This is a genomic window from Psychrobacter sp. DAB_AL32B, assembly GCF_002224105.1.
GTDB lineage: Bacteria > Pseudomonadota > Gammaproteobacteria > Pseudomonadales > Moraxellaceae > Psychrobacter.
The window spans coordinates 26,797-48,845 of sequence record NZ_NEXU01000086.1; the positions used below are offsets into that span (position 1 = coordinate 26,797).

Sequence of the window (22,049 nt, forward strand, 5' to 3'; positions counted from 1 at the left end):
AATTACATTTGCCGTTTCAGTAAATATCCACCTAATATCGCACTAGCAATAATCGGCAATAGCACCATCAGTAACGGCGAAAAGCCAGTAGCGAGCGAGACAAAGCCAACTAAATCCTGAACGTAACTAAACAGCAGGCCAAACAATAACGCGACGACAATACGCAAACCTAAGCTATGTGTTCGTAGCGAGCCAAAGACGAATGAGCAGGCGACAATCACCAGCGATAAGATGGACAACGGTGATAGCAGCTTTTGCCAAAATGCCAGCTCATGACTTAAAGAACGCTGACCTTGTTGGCGCATAAACTGACGGTGCTCATATAGCTGGGTCAACGATAAATCCTCAGCTTGGCGCGTTAGCAAATACACAGATTCAGGCGCAAACGGTAAACTTAATGTGTCTGTGGGCGATATGGCTTGGCTGCTTTCAAAGCCTTGATTGATAGTGAGCTTGGTCATATTGTTCAGTTGCCACTCGTAACGATACTGCTCGCTCGGTTTGCTGCTCGTAGTATCAAGCGGCTCGCGCCCAATATATTGCCCGCCTTCCGCATGAATAGCAGTTTGCAAGTTGCCATTATTATCCAAGTGCCAACGCTTTACCTGACCGATATTGCCTTTAACATCGGCATAATCGATATATAAAATATCGCTGCCATCCGGTTTTGTACTGCCATCTTTTGTATTCTCAAAGCGTGGTTGCACTGTCCAATAACCGCGTACTGAGGTGACTAATGAGCTGTTATCTTCACTATTAATGGCTTTCGCCAATTGATTGGAATAAGGTAAAACGAATTGGTTAATGAATAATGCTAATATCACGAAAATCAACGCAGGCTGTAATACCCAACCAACAATGCGATAGACGCTGACCCCTGCGGCGCGCATCACCACCAGCTCACTATTATTAGCCAACAAGCCCAAGCCTACCACTGCACCAAGTAACGCGCCAGTTGGCATAAACTGCTCTAAGAAGTAAGGCGAGCGATAAAAGATATATTTAATCGCCTCACCCATCGTATAGTTGTCATCTAACGAATCAAGCTCTGATAAATAAGAAAATATCAGCTGTAATGCCCACAAGCCTATGACCGCAGCGATAATCGCCAGCAAGGCATTGAGTTTTACATAGCGGCTAAGCACTTTTAAGTTGGTAGGTTTTGGGCTAAGTATCGATTTAGCATTTGGCGAATTCGGCTTCGAAGATTTAGAGAATAGAGCGCTCATTAGGATTGCCCTCCTTGTGAGCCACTGTTTTGATTATCAGCAACCGTTAAAGGTTCATGTTCTGGCTTGCGAAAGCGCAATCGATGTTGTACACGGCTACCCCAATTCATATAAAGTGCCAATGCCATAAACCCTAAAATCAGCCATACATATGCCCAAACGCTAACGCTGCCTTTGCCGACTGCATTTTTAAGCGAAATGATACCGAGCGCACAGCTGACAAATAATAAAATAGAGGGAAATAGACGCAGCCAACGACCTTGGCGCGGGCGTACTTGCGCCAGTGGCACCGCCAGCATAGGCGCGATAATCATCAACCACGGTAACGCCAAGCGATAACCAAGCTCACCTTGTGCCGCACGCATTGCATTGTTACTGCCGACTTGTGAGCTACCCGTCGCCGCTTGCCATAACGGACCAATCGCTTGCGTTTCGATATTGTCTTCGGTAATGACTGCTTCAGAAGGTTCCGTCAAGGTGATGCGATAACGATCAAAGCCCACTTGATTGTATTTTAGACTACCCGCGCCGACTTCATAACGGCGACCTTGGAATAAATCTAATTGAGTCACGCCGCTATTACCCGTCTCTACTTGCTCAGCACGTTTGGCAAGCGTAATGGTGTCTTTGCTAATGTTGCTATTATTTATAAGCGCCTTTGGCAGCTCTGGAATATTTAATTGCTCGGCAGTTTCAGGATCGATGTTGTTTTTAACATCAACGGCAGTGCTTTTATTAGTGGCAGCATTTTTAGACGTGCTGCCTTTTTTTGCAGGTTCAGACTGGATCAATATCACATCTTGCAATTGTTTTTTATCATCACTCAAGCTGCCCACATACAGATGATAATTACCACTACTGATAAATTGATTGGGGCGAATTAAATCAAAAGCGCTGGTCAAGGCTTGCTGCTGCCAAACACTCTCGGATGAACGCACCCCCCACGGTTTTCCAACGATGGATAAAGCCGCTTCTCCCACAAACAATGCCAGAATCAATGGGGTCATCAAACGCCCAAGTCTACCGCGCGACACGCCGCTGGCATTGATCACCGCCATTTCTTGGTCAACATACAGCCGCCCAAATACCAACATTAAGGCGATAAAAAATGCCAACGGTAGAATCAACTCTAAAAAATACGGCAAATTATAACCAATAATGGTAAATAACAAGCTGATGTCTAGGTTACCTTCAGCCGCGATGCCAAAGTAACGGATCAAACGACCGCCAAGCATCATCACCACTAAAAAACCCAATACCAAAGCGGTAGTAGAAGCAACTTGTTGGGTCATATAGCGGCGTAATATCACAATAGGCACTCTTAAAAAAGGGTTGGTATTCGTACAATTCATCACCGGCTTATTGACAGATGATTGATAAATGCTAGCGCGACAGCTAAGTATTATAGACGCAGCGCTGCTCAGTCAGATATTCGAACAGGCGTAACAGCAATTTAATGACTTAGTCGTTTAAGAACTGAGTCACTTATTAGCGATACCCTACTATAAATATTAACGATAAAGATAACCGCTAATCCTAGCATATTTTGCTAAAAAATGACCGTAAAATGTGTTTGGAAACATTGCGTCGATCTTGCTGATGGCGTAGTAATATGGACTGATGGTAGCTACATTAAAGAAAGGATAAAGAGACAATAAAGCATAAAATAGCCTTAGGTTAAGCAAGATTCTTAAATAAAATTTTTGCTATATTGCGTTTAGAAAGGTTTGTTTGTCGTTCGTATCATTGCCCGTGCATCTGCCATATTAATTGTTAGACTGATAAAGCCTCAGAATTCATATTCATACCGCATAACGGAGCACACCATGTCTACGCCCTCTACCTTACTCGAACTCGCAGGTGGTAAATTTGATACGCTTGATTGGTCAAATTGCGCAATCGTCCTTATCGACTATCAAAACGAATACGTCAATGGTGCGATGCCTTTAGGACAAGCAGGTGCTAAAGCTATTGAAAACGCACGCCTACTCCTTGATAAAGCCCGTCAGCAAGACATCCCTATTTTTCAAATCGCTCATCACGGCAATGAGCAAATTTTTGATCCATCCTCTTCTAATGTTGCCATTGTTGATAGCTTACAGCCAATGAACGATGAAAAAATCATCACCAAAATGCACCCTAATGCCTTTCATGAAACGCCGCTACAAGCGCTTATAAAATCTACTGGCAAACAGCAGATTATTTTTGCCGGCTTTATGAGTCATATGTGCGTCAGTTCAAGCGTTAGAGCAGCGTTTGACTTAGGTTTCCAAAATTTTGTGTGTCATGATGCTTGTGCCACTCGCGACCTGCCTAGCGTGACAGGGCAAGTCATAACGGCTAGCACTGTACATGATAGTGCAATGGCTGCACTTCAGGATAGATTTGCCGCTTTAGTAGCAACTGATAAGTTGACTAACGGCTAACTGTAAATGCTAATATAATGCAGGAAATAGCTTCAGAAACATTACCTAACCCTTGCTAACTGCGTACTTTGCGCTGATATGCTACACTACTAAGCTTGCTCGATGGGCGTGCCTATTTGACATAGGTAGCAGCTTAAACACAATGTCGAGTCAAACACGTTAGCAGTTTAAATTTAATGCCTTACTGTATTCACGCTTTTAAAATAATGCATTCATCTAATAAGGATAACAATATATGAATATTAAATTAACGCAAAGTTTACCTAAAACCCATACACAAAAAATTCTCAAAAAAGAAGCCAAAAGTAAAGACGCCGCCTGCCTCGTCGTCTTAATCGATGATAAAAAAAATATCTTAGCTGAGTCGGTATTGAGCGATTATCAAACCCGTATTGAGCAATTGATTGAAGTATCGCACTTTAATGGCAAAGCTTGTGAAACCGTTGCTGATTATGCGCTGGCTGGCGATAAAAAAACCACCAAAGAAAATCCAGTACAGCTGTTATTGGTCGGTGTGGGTAATGTTGATAAATTGCGTCATAGCGTCCTAGAAAAAATTGCTAATACCATTTATAAGAGTACCCAAAAGCGTGTTGACTCTATCACTGTGGCCTTGGGTGATACCTTAGAAGAAAACCAGTTTGGTCAATTTGCCCTGAGTTTGCTGGCAGCAAGCTATCGTTTTGACAAGTACAAATCTGAGCAGCAAACGCCTGTTTTAACGGACATCTACTTACTGGCAGAGCCGTCTTTAGAAGATTCACTAGACTTTGCACAAGCGGTCTTTACTGGTCAAAGCTTAACCCGTGATGTCGCCAATGAGCCGGGCAATATTTGTTTCCCAGCGTATATGGCTGAGCAAGCACAGGAATTGGCAGCCACTTATCCTGACCTATTAAAAGTCACCGTATTAGGTGAGAAGGAGATGTCTGCACTGGGTATGAACTGCTTCTTATCGGTCGCGCAGGGCTCTACCAAAGAAGGTAAGCTGGTGTTGATGGAATATCGTGGTCAGTCTAATTTTAGTGTCAATGCTGATGGCAATACTAGCAAAGTTACTACCAACAGCGCGAAAGTAGCTGGTGGTCTAAAAGCGTTGGCTGATAAACTACCAACCAAATCTGCTAGCAAAAAAGCCGCTAAAAAATCTGAACAAAATAGCGAAGACAATGCTCAAAATAATAATGCCCCTGCTGCAAATAATGATGCGCCTATCGTGCTTGTCGGTAAAGGTGTTACCTTCGATTCAGGTGGTATCTCAATCAAACCGGGTGCGGCGATGGATGAGATGAAATTTGATATGGGTGGCTCTGCTGCGGTACTCGGTACCCTAAAAGCACTATGTGAAGCGCGTCTACCTATCAATGTTGTCGGTGCGCTAGCTTGTGCTGAAAATATGCCATCAGGAGAGGCAACGCGTCCAGGCGATATCATCAGAGCAATGAACGGTAAGTCAGTTGAAATCCTAAATACCGACGCTGAAGGTCGTTTAGTATTGTGCGATACCTTGTGCTACGTACAGAAGTATTATCAGCCAAAAGCTATCATCGATGTCGCAACCTTGACCGGTGCTTGTGTGGTTGCGTTGGGTCACGTCCGCTCAGCGGTCTTTAGTAATGACGAAGACGTGTTGTTTGACTTAGAAAACGCTAGTCATTTATCTGGTGATCTTATCTGGCATATGCCGATGGATGACGAGTATCAAGCGCAGATTGACTCGCCTATCGCTGATATACAAAACATCGGTGGTAAAGGTGCTGGTGCAGTAACAGCAGCATGCTTCTTATCGCGCTTTATAGAAGAAGGTCAAGCATGGGCGCATTTAGATATTGCTGGTACAGCATGGATTTCAGGTCAAGACAAAGCCGCGACTGGTCGTCCAGTGCCATTATTCATGCAGTACCTAAAAAACCATGCAAATATGGCATAATATATTGATGAATCACCAATCAATGAAAACCAGTTTATGAATATTAGCTTTTATGTATTAACTGAGAGTAAAGCCCAAGATTTCTTGGGCTTTATTTGTCAGCTCACCCAAACGGCGCTCAATAAAAGCAATCAGTCCTTGTTGATTCTTATCGACGATGATGAATTGCTGTCGACGCTTGATAAGGCATTATGGGCACAAGAGGCAACTAGCTTTATACCGCATCAACGCCTCTTAGGTGCTGATACTGATGTTGCTAATACTAATGTGACTAATACTGGTTTTTCTAATGCTGATATTAATAATAAAGCATTAGCACCAGTGTTGCTGGGCAGCTATATGCCAGCCGACTTCAAAGGCATCGTACTTAACACCACCATACATCCGGTCAACACCTTTATGGCAGCAACCAATAATGCTCAACCTACTCGGGTACTTGAGCTGATAAAACCTGACGAAACTAGCATGCAAGAAGGTCGTCATAAGTATAAAAGCTATCAACAATTAGGCTATGAGCTGACCCATTTCAACGTTTAATCAATCAAATCCCTTCATTCTTCACGATAAAAATTTATTCTATTTCTCTTATATAACGCTTTTCTCTTATTTCCATAAGCCTATTCATGTGTGGGTTAAAGGTAGGCGCTTATCTGAAAAAATGCTACCATCCTTCGATTAATTTTCCTTTTTCGTTATAAGTTTCTTATTTATTGACTAAGTCGAGGGTGTATAGATGCGTTCATTGATTGCGATGTACCAGCGTATAGGGCTGGTGCCGCTCATTATTATCGGTTTAATATTAGGCGTGTTGATTGGTTGGTTAGCACCAAGTGTTGGTATTGCATTAGGATTATTAGGAACGCTATTTGTTGGTGCGCTAAAAGCTGTTGCCCCGATTTTGGTATTTATCTTGGTCATGGCAGCCATTAGCCAACACCGCAGTGGCAATGAAGTTTTTGTCAAACCAGTGCTGATTATGTATATGTTTGGCACCTTTTTGGCTGCACTGACTGCCGTAGGTGCCAGCTTCTTATTTCCAACAAAGTTGGTCTTAATCAATGCGGTTATTGAGCAAGTTCCACCGGCCAACCTCAAAGAGGTGTTGACCAACCTTCTGCTAAGTCTAGTAGCGAACCCCGTCGGTGCGATCGCTGAAGCCAATTATATTGGTATTTTAGCGTGGGCAATCATCATTGGTTTTGCACTGCGTCAAGCCAGTGATACCGCTCGTACCGTGGTCAGTGATTTTTCTGATGCCATCTCACAAGTGGTAAAATGGGTCATTGCCTTAGCGCCTTTCGGTATTTTGGGCTTGGTTGCCAATACAGTTGCTGAGACAGGTTTTGCCGCTTTGGCAGGTTACGCCCGTATCTTGATGGTATTGGTCGGCTGTATGTTATTTATAGCATTGGTGGTCAACCCACTCATCGTCCTTGTTAAGACGGGTAAGAATCCTTATCCACTGGTTTTCATTTGCCTACGTGAGTCAGGAATTACCGCATTCTTTACTCGCAGTTCAGCGGCTAACATTCCGGTCAACATGAATCTTGCACGCAAATTGGGTCTACACGAAGACACTTATTCAGTGACTATTCCATTGGGTGCAACCATTAATATGGCGGGGGCAGCGATTACTATTAACGTCTTAACCCTTGCTGCCGCCCATACGCTCGGTATCGAAGTGACGTTTGCATCAGCGCTGTTATTGAGTTTGGTGGCAACGATTAGTGCTTGCGGTGCGTCGGGTGTCGCTGGTGGTTCATTGCTGCTGATTCCGCTTGCCGCCAGTTTATTTAGTATCCCAAACGACATCGCTATGCAAGTGGTCGCCATTGGCTTTATCATCGGCGTCATACAAGACTCGGCAGAAACAGCCTTGAACTCGTCAACAGACGTGTTATTTACCGCTGCTGCTGATCCAAAATATGCGCGTTAATCTTTTATAAGACATTTATAAAACGTTTTTTTCAGACAAAAAGAGCCCATCAGGGCTCTTTTTTATTGTCTACGTTTTGCTATTTATTTGATACCCTGTCCAAAAGCTAGAGTAGCTAGGAAAACGTGTGTTAGTACTACGTCTAGTAGACTAAACGAGTTTGATACCGCTAAGTGTATTTTTTGGATTTGGTATTACTATTTTAAATGCTAGATATCTACTTCAATGACAGGTTTCTGACTATCTAGCTGATGTTTTAGTTGGCGTAATTGCTCGACCTCCTCTAATAGCTCAAGTATCAAACCAATAGCAGGGACGCTGGCTTCAAAGTCGCGACTGAGGCGTGAAGCACGGCGCACGATCGTCAGCTGATAACCAGTGAATTGCTCGTGTTCAGGCACATCGTACTCAATGATATCTTCTTCAATCAATTCGATAACCCATTGACGCTCTTGACCACAGGCAGAGACTAGCTCATCTAAGCTCATGATAATGTCGGTAAATTCAGGCGAATGTTTCATAGCTATTATCCTCGTTTGCGCTTTATTTCATCATTTCATCGTTATCGTATTCATCTGTACTTTTTATTGCTTATTGCGGTGATAAATAACTGTTATTAATGACTTCATTTAACGGTCGATACTGGTATCAGCAAAGGCTTGTTTTAACGCCTCATAAGCTTGGGTTTCCGCTTCGCTATTGATACTAGGATTGACAATATTTAAGGTTAAGTATAAATCACCCGCTTGCTTGGCTGGGATACCCTTACCTTTTAAACGTAAGTTGCTGCCTGATTTGCTGTTTTTAGGAATCGTTACACCTAGTGTACCTGCTGGTGTACTGACGTTAATTTTCTCACCCAATGCCGCTTCCCATGGCGTTATATTAACGGTTTGATAGACATCCGCACCTTCGACACGAATATTGGCCGCATGACGAATCTTAACCTTTAAGAATAAATCGCCATTTTTACCACTACCGCTACCAGCCGCGCCTTGCCCAGCTAGGCGAATCTGCTTGCCATCGGTAATGCCTTTAGGAATTTTAATTTTAAGGGTTTTATTTTCATACTCTACGCTACCGTTAGGCTGACGAACCGGCACGTTTAACTTGATACTATAGTCGTCGCCACTATAAACCGAGGCCAAATCAACGGTAATCTCTGCGTGCTGATCTTGACCTTTGCTATCTTGCGCACCAAAATCACCGTACTGCGTTTGACCGCCAGCTTGTCCACGCGCCCCGCGGCCAAAAGCAGAAAAAATATCATCGAAGCGAAAACCTCCGTCACCATAGGCTTCTCCTTCACTAAATTGACCTTTCATATCTTCCCAGCGTTGTCCACCGCCAGCCTGCCTATTAGAGCTGCCACCAAAACCACCGCCTTGACCGGCAAACGGATTGTTTAGCATCGCGTCATATTCAGCGCGCTTGTCTTTATCTCTGATGGTCTCGTAAGCGTTATTAATCTCAGCAATCTTATTATCAGCATCTGGATCGTCACTGACATCCGGATGAAATTGACGAACGAGCTTACGATATTTTTTCTTGATATCAGCGTCAGAGGCGTCTTTTTTGACCCCTAAAATGTCATAGTAGTTTTTCTCTGCCATATTGTTTTTCCTTATCGTATTTATTTCTAATAAATTCAGTTAATACCTAATATGGGGATAATGAGTCAATATTTCATTTTTTCGCTTGCTGCTGTAATTAATAAGGTGTTACCAGTAATGATGCCAAGCAAGACTCGCCGCTGAACTGTCTAAATCGCTTAAAGCCGCATTATTGGCATGTGTCACTACGATTCTGGCATCATTATTCTTTGATAACTGTTGACGTAATGTCAATTTGGTGAGAGCAATAGATGCACGACCCTCTCGTTTAGAAGCAATATAAGACCATTCAGCGCTTTGTTGGTCACGCTTAGCGCGCAAACCAAACTCGATACCGATATCGGCATGTCGGTCTTGATCGTGAACAGTCGCATTTACCATACCATAGCCAAGTAGGTGCTGACCAAATTTTGCACCCGCTCCCATGCCAGCTTGCGCATAAGGGCTGTGATGGTTACCTGTAAACAAGTCGGTGCGAGCACCTGTTTTTAATTGCCAAGATAATTTGGGCTCGCCTGATAACGGTTGTCTAAGGTCTTCAATTTGCTGCATGTCTAAAAAGACGAAGTCTGTCAGCGTCCACTTACTATCATCAAAATCATAACCCAAAGAGGCTTGTACTGCTTCAAACCGTTTATCAATATCAGTGTAAGCGTTGAGCGGATCTTTCACAAATAGTGATAGCCCTACCTCCGCTTTGTCATCATGTAAAATCACTTTAGTTTGCGTGGTTTTACTACTCAATGCCGGTGACGCTTTATTAGGCACAACCAGCTTAGCTAAACCGTTACTGGCTGGTAGCGTAAACCGTTGACTCAACAATTTGTTTTTTAATGCTTGCTGCTGTGGCGTATGCTCTTGTGATAGCTGATAGGTGCGATGCAAAATCAAAAAATCCAGCGCAAGCGCCCTATCATCGGCATTCAAAGTGGCAAGCGAAGTAGTATCCTCTGTACGAATGACACCATTAATAATACTTTGTATTGGCTTGGACAGTTGTACAAACTTCTCTCGCAGCTGCGTTTGCTCAGAAGGTAGATAACGTACCGAGGCTACTAATGGCGCTGTGCCATTATCGTGTTCTAACAACTGATCAAACACATAATCTGGTGCGTACCACGGGCCTATACGCTCAGTCATTTTTACATCGCTAATCAACTCTACTATCTCGCCTGAACGATAGCCACAATTTTGCTTGATGAAGTAATAATCAAATCGGGCTGATTTTGCTTCGTATAGATGGTAGTTCAATAACTGCGTTTCAAACGCTTCAAGATTGAGCGCATACTCCCACATATCTCGTTGCTCATTCTTAGAGTACACAGCATCTTGTTTAAAAAACTCTGTCTCCGAAAACCCAGCATCATACAGTCCAAACAGCCCTTTGATAGCATACAGTGCCCCATTTTCATTGGCTGGGATTCGCGCGCCAAAGTTATAGGAGTTATTGAGTAAATCCTCGCTTGAAAGCTCTCTCACTTCTTTAATAATACTGTCTTTATCATCTGTTGGCATACTGGTCTTCACCAATACATGACCGAACGAAGAGGCTGGATTTTTTAAGTAATTACTGACTAAGATTAGGCTTATCTCTTGGTTTGGATCTGGCAACTGTGCGCAGTTTTTGAAACTGATATTCAATTCAGGTAAATGGTGATTGAGCCATAAATATCTGGCTGGATATTTGCAAACAATGCTCTCGTTACTTGCCTGCTCTATCGTTGCCATAAGCTCTGCATAAGGATCGAAGTTGCGTTTTGAGCGTGGTTTTGGGTTGGTTAAATAGAAATTTGGTGAAACAACTTCAGCTTTGCCATTTTTATAGAATAATAAATGTTGCCACTGAGCCTGCTTAGCCAATGCTTTTAGCTTTTCGGGAGCGATAGCTAGGTCTTTATTATGCTTTCGTTTTGGCTCAAGTGTGTCTTTATCATTGAGCGGTTGTACGCCATGCTCTTCTGCTGGCGAAGTATCGAGTCCACTAACAAGCACGGGCATTTCAGCAGTTTCATTATTAATAAATGGATTACTGTCTTTTTCTTCAGTCACCACCGAATCTACGTTATAGATTTCGGCTGCATAAGCAGTTGAAACAGCAAAACAAGCCACGCACAAAAATATTTTTTGCATTTTTTCTCGACACCATAAACATATAAGCAATAAAAAACACGTAAGCACTAGGTTTACGTGTTTTTATCATTAAATAGTCAAGAGTTTAATAATTAAACCGATGACTTAATACTTCAATACTTCAATACTTACAAGCTTTAGATAGCACAGCTTGTTTTAACGATGCTGAATAGCGCTTCTGCGTTTTGATCTTGCGTAGCAGTACGATACGCAGCAGTCTGTGCATACTGACCATACTGTGCACGTACGCTAGCGGCTGAATCACAGTTAGCAACGCTTTGTAGTGCTGATAAATGAGCACCTTGGCCAGAAGCCAAATCTTTTTCAACACTTGGGAACGCTTCTTTAATCAAAACGGCCGCTCTAACATTACCACCTTGGCAAGTTTCAGGAGACATAGAGTCAGAAGTCGCAGCCGTAGTACCTAAATCCCAAGTCACGTTAGAGATGATCGCTAGGATAGGGCTAGAATTACCAAACAAAGCACCGCCAATGCCACACTGCTTGTAAATCTGCTCAATGGTGCGACCAGTGTCTGCTGACTTAAAGCTAGAACCAAGATCAGCATTAGCTGCGCCAAATGGAATCATAGCAATTACAACTGAAGCAATCGCAATTTTTTTCAACATAAAACTTCCTCAAAAGGGAATAAAAAGGGGGATAAAGAGACAAATTATCAATGCTTTTAATCAAACTTATTATAAATATTCATTCAAATATTATGAAATAATGTTTGATATTTTGTATTTTACAAAACTGTAAGAATATAGCAAGTTTTATTTACATAATTTTTTGCTTAATTTTTTATCACAACTATGACAGCGTTAAACCGTTCCGATAGAGTTAGCTAGAATCTAGCGGTAAGCGCCTTGTATAAGGGCTAAGCCTTAAGAAAATCTTGCTTGAACTGTTCCTAACACCCTTCTTAAAAAATTAATTCTTCTTTGAAATCAATACTTTATTTTGTATTTTTCTGGTCATTTAGTTGGTTTTCGATATGAAAATATTTGACCTTGGGAGTTCTTTCACAGAGCTGTAATAATCGGATAAGTTATTTCTTGTAAGATATTTTATATTATTTGTACTCACAGGGAGTATGGATAACATAGGCAAGGGTATCTGTCTATCTCATCAATAGAACACAGGTTTTAAATGTCTTATTTAATTAAGTCTTTGGTTATCACATTATCACTATTATTAAGCACCACCGTTTTTGCCGGAAACACCAGTTATTATGGTAGTAAGTTTCATGGTAAACGTACTGCTAGTGGTAGTATCTTCAATATGAACTCCCTAACCGCTGCGCATAAGACGCTGCCGTTTGGTACGAAGGTACAAGTGACCAACAAAAAGACAAAGCAGAGCGTGATCGTAAAAATTACGGATAGAGGACCTTTTATTAAAGGTCGAATTCTTGATTTATCGAAAGCCGCTGCGGGTCAAATAAACTGTCAGCTTTGTACGACCACCATGAAAATCCTCTCTTACGGGGATGGTAAATATCGTATGCAATAAGCGCATAAAATAAAAAAAAGGGAAGGCTTACGCCTTCCCTTTTTTTATGACTGACTGTTTATGGCCTGTTTTTTAATTGAACGATAACGTGATAAAACGGTGGGTTAGTTAGCCCTAGCTTGTTAGCTAATGTCTGCTTCCATTTCCTCTAACGTCGTCATCGCTAGCAATAATTTTTCTTCATTATCACTATGTTGCTGCTGTAACGCGGTTTGCTCATTAAGTAGCTTCATTAAATCAGACTTACGGCTTTCTTCATAAAACTCAGTATCGGCAAGCTTTGTCTCAAGGGTCGCTAACTTCTTATCAATATCAGCTAGGGCTTTTTCTGTATTTTCAATATCGCGGCGAATAGGCGCGGTCAACTTGCGTTGCTCAGCGGCTAATTTACGCTGGGCATCTTTACTAAGCGCAGGCTGAGACTCATTATTACCCACTTGCTTGCTCGCATGGCTGTCTGCTGAATTATCATTCGTTTCACGTGAAACAAACTTCTTACTCTCTTTTTTACTTTTTTTCTTACTGGTATTTTTATCTTGTGAGTTTTCTTGCTTACGTTTTTCAGCTAGCCATTTGCCATAGTCACTGATATCGCCATCGAACTCATCGATTTGCCCATCATGTACTAAAAACAGCTCATCACAGACGTTGGCAATCAACTCGCGGTCATGCGATACCAGTACCACTGCCCCTTCGAACCCTTGCAAAGCGATGGTCAACGCTTGACGCATTTGTAAATCTAGATGGTTAGTTGGCTCATCGAGTACCAGAACGTTTGGACGTTGCCAAACAATCAATGCTAGCGTTAAGCGCGCACGCTCACCACCTGAGAATAGCTCACTTGGGGTATCAATACGGTCGCCACGGAAATCAAAACTACCCAAAAACGATCTTAGCATCGCATCAGAAGTTTTACCTGCTAAACGACGCATCATCTCTATCGGGGTTGCCTTGGGATCAAGGATATCCATTTGATGCTGATTAAAGTAGCCAAGCTTTAGCGTGTCTGAAACATTATAACTGCCCGTTAATACGCCAAGCTCACCGACCAAGGCTTTAATCAGGGTCGATTTACCCGCGCCATTCATCCCTAGCAGACCGATACGAGTATCAGGCGTGACTTGTACATTGGCATTATAAAGTAGCGGAGTGTCGCTATAGCCAATATCTGCATCAGTCAACTCAATCAGCGGCGAGCTCATATTAGCAGGCTCATAAAAGCGGAACGAGAATGGATTGTCCGCCATCATCGGTGACAGCTCTGCCATACGTTCAAGCTGCTTGATACGGCTCTGCGCTTGCTTTGCTTTACTGGCCTTTGCACGAAAACGACGAATAAAGTCATCTAAATGCGCTTTCGTTGCTTCTTGCTTCTCAAAAGCTTGCTGCTGCTGTGCCATACGCTCATGACGGGTACGAATAAACTGCTGGTAGTTACCGGTATAAAGGGTAATTTTTTGTTGTTCAACATGCAAGATATGACCGACGGTATTATCTAAAAATGTTTGGTCATGCGAGATAACAATGACCAGACCAGTAAAGGCATTAATCCAAGTCTCAAGCCAAAGAATCGCGTCTAAGTCCAAATGGTTGGTTGGCTCATCGAGTAACATTAAATCAGCGCGGCTCATCAAGGTTTTAGCAAGGTTTAAACGCATGCGCCAGCCGCCCGAAAAGCCTTCTACCGGCAATTCATGCTGATTGGTATTAAAACCTAGACCTGCCATGATTTGTGCCGCTTTAGTCGGCGTACGATAACCATCAATTTCGTCAAACTGCTGATGCAGTATGCCAATCTGCTCGTCACTAACACTGCTCAAGTCATTCAAGGTAGCATTAATCTCGTACCACTGCTCATCACCGCTGAGTACATAATCAATCGCGGTCTGTGTGGTCGCGCCAACTTCCTGCGCCATGTGCGCCACATGCCAGCTATCAGGGATACTCACTTCACCTTTATCAAGCGTCACTTCGGTATCACCGGTACCCATTCGTGTCAACAATAAGGCAAACAAGGTCGATTTACCGGTACCGTTATTGCCCGTTAAGCCAACTTTATGGCCCGGATGTAGCTGGAAGCTTGCGCCCGCAAACAACTCACGACCATCACGGCGAACACCAACGTCTTTAAATTCGATCATATAATTTCTTCATCTCAGCGGTAATATAAAACATAAGGCAATAGGAAAAACACACGTCTGGCATGTTTACTGGCGGCTATTATTTCAAACGCCTAACCGATAGGCAAACAATTAAATAAGTATTTTAAATTCAATCCTTTATACTGCTAATTATTCTGTTCTATCAGTAAAGAATAAGTGACGCATGCTACCCTTATATAATAGCAAACGCTGCTGTCACCCTTGACAAATCAATCGTTACCCCAATTATGTTATACTAGCAAAACACTATTGACATCAGTCAGTTAAGTGCTAATAGCCTTAATGTTAGCCTAACGGCTATGCCACAGTCGCTAGCTAAAATAACCGCCACTCTCAATAATAGTACCGTCGCCTGTGATTCATTAGCAGCAGTCATTAAAAACTCCTGCTAACTCTGCATTATCCAGTATAAATAGACGACCTCGCATCAGTAAAAAATAATATCATTCGATTTTAGCAATTGAGGTAAATATGAACCAATTTGACCCAAGCTCAAGCCAACCCGTAGATCCAACGGTTTTAAATTTAACCGATAGCGCGGCGCAAAAAGTCCGTCGCTTGCGTGAAGAAGAAGGCGATAGCAACCTGATGCTACGCGTTTATGTGACCGGTGGCGGCTGCTCAGGCTTCTCTTACGGCTTTAACTTTGCTAACGAGCTCAATGAAGATGATGCCAATTTTGATAATAATGATGTGACATTAGTTGTCGATTCGCTAAGTTATCAGTACTTACAAGGCTCTACTGTTGATTATACCGAAGGGCTAGAGGGAGCACGCTTTGTGGTCACCAACCCCAATGCAACCACTACTTGTGGCTGTGGTTCGTCGTTTTCTATCTAAGTAAGTACTCATAGTCAAAACCGTTGATTTGAGAGCGGTCTATCGACGAGCTATTTATTTGAAAGCTCGTAACTTACTAGCGTCCTATAGTAGACAGCGAATCAGGTCTCGCAATGGCAACCCAAGGCTCTGATATTGACCTTGAACTTGCTTCTGCTGGCAACACTGATGTCTTGCGTTCTAAGCGTAAAGTGGCAGAATCTTTAGGTTTAAACGAAAGCATTGAAGATATTCTCATTACCCTTGGCAAGCAATAGCATTTGCTACGTCCATTGGTACGTAATGACAATTTATTTTTATACCTAGTACTTGATCGTCAAAAATCTAATCTTGCGATGGCACGCCATAATCTAAAAAGCTTTGAGACTGAACTAGAATTCTCATAAGCCAATGACGCATTGAAAACGGTTATTAATCATCATATGACTGATAAAAAACCACCATCCAGATTAACGATATTTAAAGCATCTACTTTATTAGTAGATGCTTTTTTTGTTTAAAGTAGTCCCTAAATGATGACTAAACCTCACATGCAAATGATGCGATAAGCCAATTTTTATCAGTCAAATAGCATCAAGTGAAGCTTACTGTATTTGTAATTGTACGTGGTTTTTAGACTGGCTTTGGGCTAAACTGACGTCATTATCTCACCCCTTTTTACGGTCGAATATCAACTTTGTTTCGAGCGACCATAATTAATAACAATAGATGACTATTATGAGTAATTTTGCGAGTAGCTTTGTCGATTTTGACATTCCAGGTTGGTTTGCTAGTGAGCATTTAACGGGCATGCTACGCGGTATCGAAAAAGAAGGGCTACGCGTTAAGCCTGATGGTTATTTGTCACAAACGCCGCATCCAGCCAAACTTGGCTCAAAGCTTACGCATCCGTTTATCACAACCGACTATTCAGAAAGCTTACTTGAGCTGATTACCGACCCTAAAACGTCGCCAAAAGAAACGCTTACCATGTTGCGCCAGTTGCACCTATTGGTCTATCAAGGTATGCCTGAAGATGAGCTGATGTGGCCATTATCCATGCCTTGTATGCTATCCGCGAATGATGAAGATATTCCACTGGCAGACTATGGCAGCTCTAATACCGGTAAATTAAAAACTTTGTATCGTAGTGGACTTGGTATCCGTTATGGTCGCCGAATGCAGACGATTGCTGGTCTACATTACAACCTATCGTTTGGCGATGATTTATTTTCAGCATGGCAAGCGCAAACGCCTACGGCACAAGCGCTAACTCTGACAGAGTTTAAAAACGATAAGTATTTGGGTCTTATTCGCAACTTTAAGCGTCTGACCAGTTTGGTACTTTACTTATTAGGAGCGAGTCCCAGTGTTTGCCCCTGCTTTGTCGCAGGGATTGACCATGATCTCGAACTGCTCAATGGATCAACCTATTATAAGCCAACCGCAACCAGCCTGCGTATGGGTAAACTTGGCTATACCAATAGCGTGCAAGAACACCTTGATATCCGTTATAACAATTTACCAGAGTATGTCAAAGGACTGCGCCGTGCGATTCAAACCCCGCATGAAAGCTTTGAGAAACTCGGTTTAGATGATGAGAATGGCAATCCTATTCAAATCAATAATCATATCTTACAAATAGAAAATGAATACTATAGCCCTATTCGCCCCAAGCAAATCGCCATGAGTGGCGAGACACCAACCGAAGCGCTTGAGCGTCGTGGTATTGCTTATGTTGAGTTTCGGGCGATTGATTTAGACCCTTATAGCGATATTGGTATTCGCCTATCTAGCGCCTGTTTTTTAGAAGTGATGGCGCTATATTGTCTATTAAGTGATTCGCCTGAATTGATGCCTGAGGAAGAAGAAGATCTGGCCATTAATCTGGAGCGTGTTGTCAATGAAGGTCGCCGTGAGAATTTGCAAATACTCAATAATAGCACTGAACAACCACTTGAGAGCTGGATGCTCATACATTTGAGCCGTATGCAACCCTTGGCAGCATTGCTTGACGCGCATTATGGCGGCAATGATTATCGTGCGGCCGTCGCCTTAATGCAAGGCAAAGCCGGTCACCCTGAATCGACCATATCTGCACAAGTAAACTCTGATAGTAAGCGTTTAGGCAGTTTATGGCAGCTAGGCTTTACACTGGCTCAGCAGCATCGCGACTCGCTATTACAGCAAACACTCAGTCCAAACACCCAAGCCAAATATGAAGTGCTGGCCGAAAAATCAATCTTACAACAAGCTGAGATGGAAGAAGCCGAAACAGAAGATTTTATGGAATTCTTAAAACAATATCGCTAATTCATCACCAATTTTTCCATTCATCCATAAGTATTTTATAAGAGTATTCGCCCCATGCTACAGCTGACCACTTACCGCAATCTGCAAGTTTTTTTAGTGATAATGGCCGTGATAGGTATGAGTTTTGCGCTGTTTTTCCTGCAGCGTTATATGGGATTTTCACCTTGTCCGCTTTGCATTTTTCAGCGTATTGGGCTCATGGTAATGGGCGGCTTTGCTTTAATTGCCGCTTTATTTAATCCTAAATCCATGGTCGTCAGATTACTATTATGGCTTGGTAGTCTGGCAGGTATTGGTTGGGCAGCGGCAGTAGCAGGGCGCCACGTTTGGCTACAACATTTGCCTGCCAATCAAGTTCCTTCATGTGGTCCAGGTTTGGATTATTGGCTCGATACCTTACCAATGCAGCAAGTATTAACAGAAGTGTTTGCCGGCTCTGGTGAATGCGCTTCTATCGAATGGACATTTTTGGGATTGAGTATCCCTGAGCAGTCCTTGATTCTGTTTAGCATCCTGATACTGGCTCACCTGCTGATATTATGGCGTATCGTGCGACCTGTTCCTAACCGTCACGCTTAATAAACGGCTGATGGTTATATCACTTTTGTGCTTCATAAGCGCTCATTGGTTAAAACCTTTCAAAACGATACCGTCCTTCTTAACACATAATTTAACGAAGTCAGGCTCGCACAGTTTACTTATTATCGTTAAGCTAGTCATTATCATGATTGTTTATCACAGCCTTAGGTCATGCATAATGCTGACAACATTTAAAAATACTATTTAAAAACTGTTTTTTGGTATCACTATGACATATCTTTCACCCGTCTCCTTATCTACTGTTACCGTCATCAGACGCTGTATGCGCCCACTATTGGCGGTGCCAGTATGTATACTGCTCATGAGCTGCGACAGTGCTTCATCTTCTACTAATAATAAGATGACTCAAGGTGCAACGATTAACAGTACACAGAATACTGACGTGGAAGATGATGATACTGTTTCACAAAAGAGCGATGCTAAAAATTTAGCGGATGCAGTAAGTAATCAAGAACAATCGCTCATTGCCACTGCCAACCCAAACGCGAGGTCGCATAACTCACCGATGATTTCAGCATTGAATAGCGACAGTATGCTGCAAGCCACATTAATGGGCGATTATGGTGGCATCGTGCCGTGCTCATCTTGCGAAAGCATCAATATCACTTTAAATTTATTTGCTGATGGTTCTGTACTAAAAACCAGTGTCTTAAACGATGCTGAAGCGCAGCAGCCAACCTCAGTCGAATCCGGTGTATATCGTCAAGACAATGATATGATTACGATTGTTTATGAGAGTAAAGATATTGAAACTTATCATATCCAAGACAATCATTTAGTAATGATGAATGAGGACAAAAACCCTGATGAAGACTACACGTTGTCTCGTATATAAAGACACGCGTCAATAAAACAGGTTATAACCTATATAGATGTTATAGCCTATATAAATAGTATAAGCATGAATAAGACTGTTTTACAAATTGCAAAACGCCTACTTGTTAGGCGTTTTTTATTGGTCAACGAACAGCGTTTACTTTACAATGAGCGCTGGTCTGCCACACTACGATATTAGTCACTATTGGCAACTGTTTATCAAAAATATAAGCCCGTACTAAACATAGCTGAATCAGTCTTAGCTTTATTATTAGGTAATGCTAAGTATGTAAATCTCTATATTTTACCGGCTAATTTTAGATTTTTATTCCTTTTATTTAAGCTCGTATGGAACGTCTATGCATATTCATATTCTTGGTATTTGTGGTACTTTTATGGGCTCGCTGGCATTGCTGGCGCGGGCGCTTGGACATACAGTCACGGGCTCAGATGCCAACATTTACCCTCCTATGTCTACCCAACTTGAACATGCGGGCGTCACTATTGAAGAAGGCTACCTGATAGAGCATTTGCAGCCTGCGCCGGACTTAGTGGTTGTCGGTAACGCGATGAAGCGTGGCATGGATGTGATTGAATATATGCTTGATACGGGTCTGCGCTACACCTCCGGACCACAGTTTTTATCTGAGCAGGTATTGCAGTCGCGTCATGTCATCGCGGTGGCAGGTACTCACGGTAAGACGACAACGACGACTATGCTCGCTTGGATACTGCATTATGCCGGTATTGATACTGGGTTTTTGATCGGCGGCGTGCCATTGGTCGATACCCCTGATGAGCATTTGCAGCATGTTTTTGCTCATAGCAGTTATTTAGGGGCAGAAAAAGATCCTAATGACTCAGCAAACACAGGCTATTTCGTCATCGAAGCAGACGAATATGATTCTGCGTTTTTTGATAAACGCTCAAAGTTCGTTCATTATCGCCCGCGTACGGCGATTTTAAATAACCTTGAATTTGATCACGCAGATATTTTTGCAGATTTAAATGCCATTCAAACCCAATTTCATCATATGGTGCGCATGATTCCAAGCACGGGTAAAATCATCATGCCAGCAGCAACCATTAGCCTAGAAGACACTTTGGCAAAAGGTGTTTGGACGCCCATTTGGCGTACAGCGGTTATCGGTTCAGATTTGGCTAAAGCTAATACTTTGGTTAACGCTGATATACAAGATAGCCAACCAGAAAATAGCAGCGACTGGCAAGCTAATCTCATGAGCGCAGACGGTAGCCAGTTTACTGTGAGCTTTAATGATGATAATGATGCAACGGCGCTGGTAGATTGGTCGATGAGCGGTGTGCATAACGTCAATAATGCGCTTGTTGCGGTAGCTGCTGCTTATAATGTTGGGGTTGACGTTAAAACTGCTTGCGCTGCCTTATCAGACTTCGCGGGTATTAAGCGCCGGATGGAGCTGATTGGTGATGTGAACGATATCTTAGTGTTTGATGATTTTGCTCATCACCCAACCGCCATTACCACCACGCTAGATGGTGCTAAGAAAAAGCTGGCGGGCAGACGCATTTGGGCCATCATTGAGCCGCGTAGTAACACCATGAAGATGGGTATCCATCAAGATAGCCTAGCCGAGTCTGCTGCCCTCGCCGACTATACATTATGGTATGAGCCTACTGGTCTAGAATGGGGTTTAAAGGAAGTCATCGAACATGCCAATGCCAAAAACCCCAATATTGGCAGCCAACAAGTCCTCTCTAGTGTCGATGCCATTATTGAGCATATTAGCAGCCATGCAAAAGCGGGCGATGCGATTGTCATTATGTCTAATGGTGGCTTTGAAGGGATTCACCAACGTCTATTAGCAGTCTTAAATGGCAAATAGTCTGGCTAAATAAAAGCTGCTTAAAAAATTTAAAATTGAAGCGTAGTATCGTTGTTGACGAGCTACGCTTTTTTATTTTATCGTCTATGTTTTATAGTTTCTAACGTTAATTTTAATTTGTGCTAGCCATTTATCCTTAACGGCGTTTGCGACTCTCCTACCTTTGTAACCTCCCGTTTACCTATCTCCTCTGCTAAATAGCAAATATGGCATTTTTCTCACATAGCGCATACACAGATAACATTTTTTGCTTATTTTTCAACCTAAAGAGTGACTACAATGAATCCATCACAATAAGTAAACCATTATAAATTAAAACATTTTAGGAGAGTGAATATGAGCTTTATTTGGATGATTATCGTCGGTTTGGTCGCAGGTTTATTAGCACGTGCCATTAAACCAGGCAGTGACCCTATGGGTTGGATTATGACGATCGTATTGGGTATCGTTGGTGCGATGCTTGGTGGTTTTGTTGCTGGTTTAATCGGTATCAATGCTGACGGTGGCTTTACTGGTCTTATCTTCTCAGTAATCGGCGCGATTATCTTACTGTTCATCTATGAGATGATTATGAGTAAACGCCGCATATAATTGAGCCTACCTCAATGGATGTCATATAAAAGAAAGGCCTTGCTTATTTGTGAGGCCTTTTTTCCTGTTCTATTGAAATTCTCATCTTAGTTTTTTAGAATCAT

At 42.4% G+C, this 22,049-nt stretch carries 18 protein-coding genes and 1 pseudogene; 12 read left to right on the forward strand and 7 right to left on the reverse strand.

The window, feature by feature from the left end:
* Window positions 1–2: 2 nt before the first annotated feature.
* Complete coding sequence (lptG, locus tag CAN34_RS10530; RefSeq protein ID WP_089555620.1) at window positions 3–1,229, reverse strand: LPS export ABC transporter permease LptG; 1,227 nt, start codon at window positions 1,227–1,229, stop codon at window positions 3–5.
* Window positions 1,229–2,581, reverse strand: a complete 1,353-nt coding sequence (gene lptF, locus CAN34_RS10535; RefSeq protein WP_368039488.1) for an LPS export ABC transporter permease LptF — start codon at window positions 2,579–2,581, stop codon at window positions 1,229–1,231. Before lptF ends, lptG begins: the two co-directional genes overlap by 1 nt.
* Window positions 2,582–3,055: 474 nt before the next feature.
* On the opposite strand from lptF, the gene CAN34_RS10540 reads away from it, so the two are divergent.
* From CAN34_RS10540 to sstT, 4 genes are all read left to right on the forward strand, one after another.
* Entirely contained in the window at window positions 3,056–3,655 is a 600-nt protein-coding gene (locus CAN34_RS10540; RefSeq protein WP_089555621.1) for a cysteine hydrolase family protein, read from the forward strand.
* A 235-nt stretch (window positions 3,656–3,890) separates the two neighbouring features.
* The gene (locus tag CAN34_RS10545; RefSeq protein WP_089555622.1) at window positions 3,891–5,585 is read left to right on the forward strand and encodes a leucyl aminopeptidase; all 1,695 of its coding nucleotides are present in this window, start codon (window positions 3,891–3,893) and stop codon (window positions 5,583–5,585) included.
* Window positions 5,586–5,621: 36 nt separating this feature from the next.
* Window positions 5,622–6,122 (forward strand): DNA polymerase III subunit chi, encoded by a 501-nt coding sequence (locus CAN34_RS10550; RefSeq protein ID WP_089555623.1) that lies wholly within the window; start codon window positions 5,622–5,624, stop codon window positions 6,120–6,122.
* Between the two features lie 196 nt (window positions 6,123–6,318).
* A complete protein-coding gene (gene sstT, locus CAN34_RS10555; RefSeq protein WP_079690537.1) occupies window positions 6,319–7,521 on the forward strand; it encodes a serine/threonine transporter SstT in 1,203 nt (400 codons plus the stop codon).
* A 209-nt stretch (window positions 7,522–7,730) separates the two neighbouring features.
* Here sstT and CAN34_RS10560 read toward each other — a convergent pair whose 3' ends face one another.
* The 4 genes from CAN34_RS10560 to CAN34_RS10575 all read right to left on the reverse strand — a co-directional run bounded on the left by CAN34_RS10560 (window position 7,731) and on the right by CAN34_RS10575 (window position 11,893).
* Window positions 7,731–8,042: a chaperone modulator CbpM gene (locus tag CAN34_RS10560; protein WP_079690535.1), complete on the reverse strand. Its 312-nt coding sequence runs from the start codon at window positions 8,040–8,042 to the stop codon at window positions 7,731–7,733.
* A 108-nt stretch (window positions 8,043–8,150) separates the two neighbouring features.
* Complete coding sequence (locus CAN34_RS10565; protein ID WP_089555624.1) at window positions 8,151–9,134, reverse strand: DnaJ C-terminal domain-containing protein; 984 nt, start codon at window positions 9,132–9,134, stop codon at window positions 8,151–8,153.
* A 108-nt stretch (window positions 9,135–9,242) separates the two neighbouring features.
* A complete protein-coding gene (locus CAN34_RS10570; RefSeq protein ID WP_089555625.1) occupies window positions 9,243–11,264 on the reverse strand; it encodes a DUF4105 domain-containing protein in 2,022 nt (673 codons plus the stop codon).
* Between the two features lie 137 nt (window positions 11,265–11,401).
* A complete protein-coding gene (locus CAN34_RS10575; protein ID WP_089555626.1) occupies window positions 11,402–11,893 on the reverse strand; it encodes a DUF3015 family protein in 492 nt (163 codons plus the stop codon).
* Between the two features lie 523 nt (window positions 11,894–12,416).
* On the opposite strand from CAN34_RS10575, the gene CAN34_RS10580 reads away from it, so the two are divergent.
* Complete coding sequence (locus CAN34_RS10580) at window positions 12,417–12,779, forward strand: septal ring lytic transglycosylase RlpA family protein (protein ID WP_079690531.1); 363 nt, start codon at window positions 12,417–12,419, stop codon at window positions 12,777–12,779.
* Between the two features lie 122 nt (window positions 12,780–12,901).
* On the opposite strand, the gene CAN34_RS10585 is transcribed toward CAN34_RS10580, so the two are convergent.
* Complete coding sequence (locus CAN34_RS10585; RefSeq protein WP_089555627.1) at window positions 12,902–14,920, reverse strand: ATP-binding cassette domain-containing protein; 2,019 nt, start codon at window positions 14,918–14,920, stop codon at window positions 12,902–12,904.
* A gap of 492 nt (window positions 14,921–15,412) precedes the next feature.
* Here CAN34_RS10585 and erpA point away from each other — a divergent pair, with 492 nt between their 5' ends.
* The 7 genes and pseudogenes from erpA (at window position 15,413) to CAN34_RS10620 (ending at window position 21,945) form a co-directional block, all read left to right on the forward strand.
* Complete coding sequence (gene erpA / locus CAN34_RS10590) at window positions 15,413–15,781, forward strand: iron-sulfur cluster insertion protein ErpA (protein ID WP_089555628.1); 369 nt, start codon at window positions 15,413–15,415, stop codon at window positions 15,779–15,781.
* Between the two features lie 86 nt (window positions 15,782–15,867).
* Window positions 15,868–16,167: pseudogene (locus CAN34_RS10595) on the forward strand (roadblock/LC7 domain-containing protein).
* Between the two features lie 331 nt (window positions 16,168–16,498).
* On the forward strand, window positions 16,499–18,073 hold the full coding sequence (gene gshA, locus CAN34_RS10600; RefSeq protein WP_089555629.1) for a glutamate--cysteine ligase: 1,575 nt from the start codon (window positions 16,499–16,501) through the stop codon (window positions 18,071–18,073).
* A gap of 54 nt (window positions 18,074–18,127) precedes the next feature.
* Window positions 18,128–18,652 carry a disulfide bond formation protein B gene (locus CAN34_RS10605; RefSeq protein ID WP_089555630.1) on the forward strand — a complete coding sequence of 175 codons (525 nt, stop codon included), beginning with the start codon at window positions 18,128–18,130 and terminating at the stop codon, window positions 18,650–18,652.
* 229 nt (window positions 18,653–18,881) lie between these two features.
* Window positions 18,882–19,508 (forward strand): copper resistance protein NlpE N-terminal domain-containing protein, encoded by a 627-nt coding sequence (locus tag CAN34_RS10610; protein ID WP_089555631.1) that lies wholly within the window; start codon window positions 18,882–18,884, stop codon window positions 19,506–19,508.
* A 340-nt stretch (window positions 19,509–19,848) separates the two neighbouring features.
* Window positions 19,849–21,354: a UDP-N-acetylmuramate:L-alanyl-gamma-D-glutamyl-meso-diaminopimelate ligase gene (gene mpl, locus CAN34_RS10615; RefSeq protein WP_089555632.1), complete on the forward strand. Its 1,506-nt coding sequence runs from the start codon at window positions 19,849–19,851 to the stop codon at window positions 21,352–21,354.
* 336 nt (window positions 21,355–21,690) lie between these two features.
* On the forward strand, window positions 21,691–21,945 hold the full coding sequence (locus CAN34_RS10620) for a GlsB/YeaQ/YmgE family stress response membrane protein (protein ID WP_020442437.1): 255 nt from the start codon (window positions 21,691–21,693) through the stop codon (window positions 21,943–21,945).
* Window positions 21,946–22,049 lie beyond the last annotated feature (104 nt).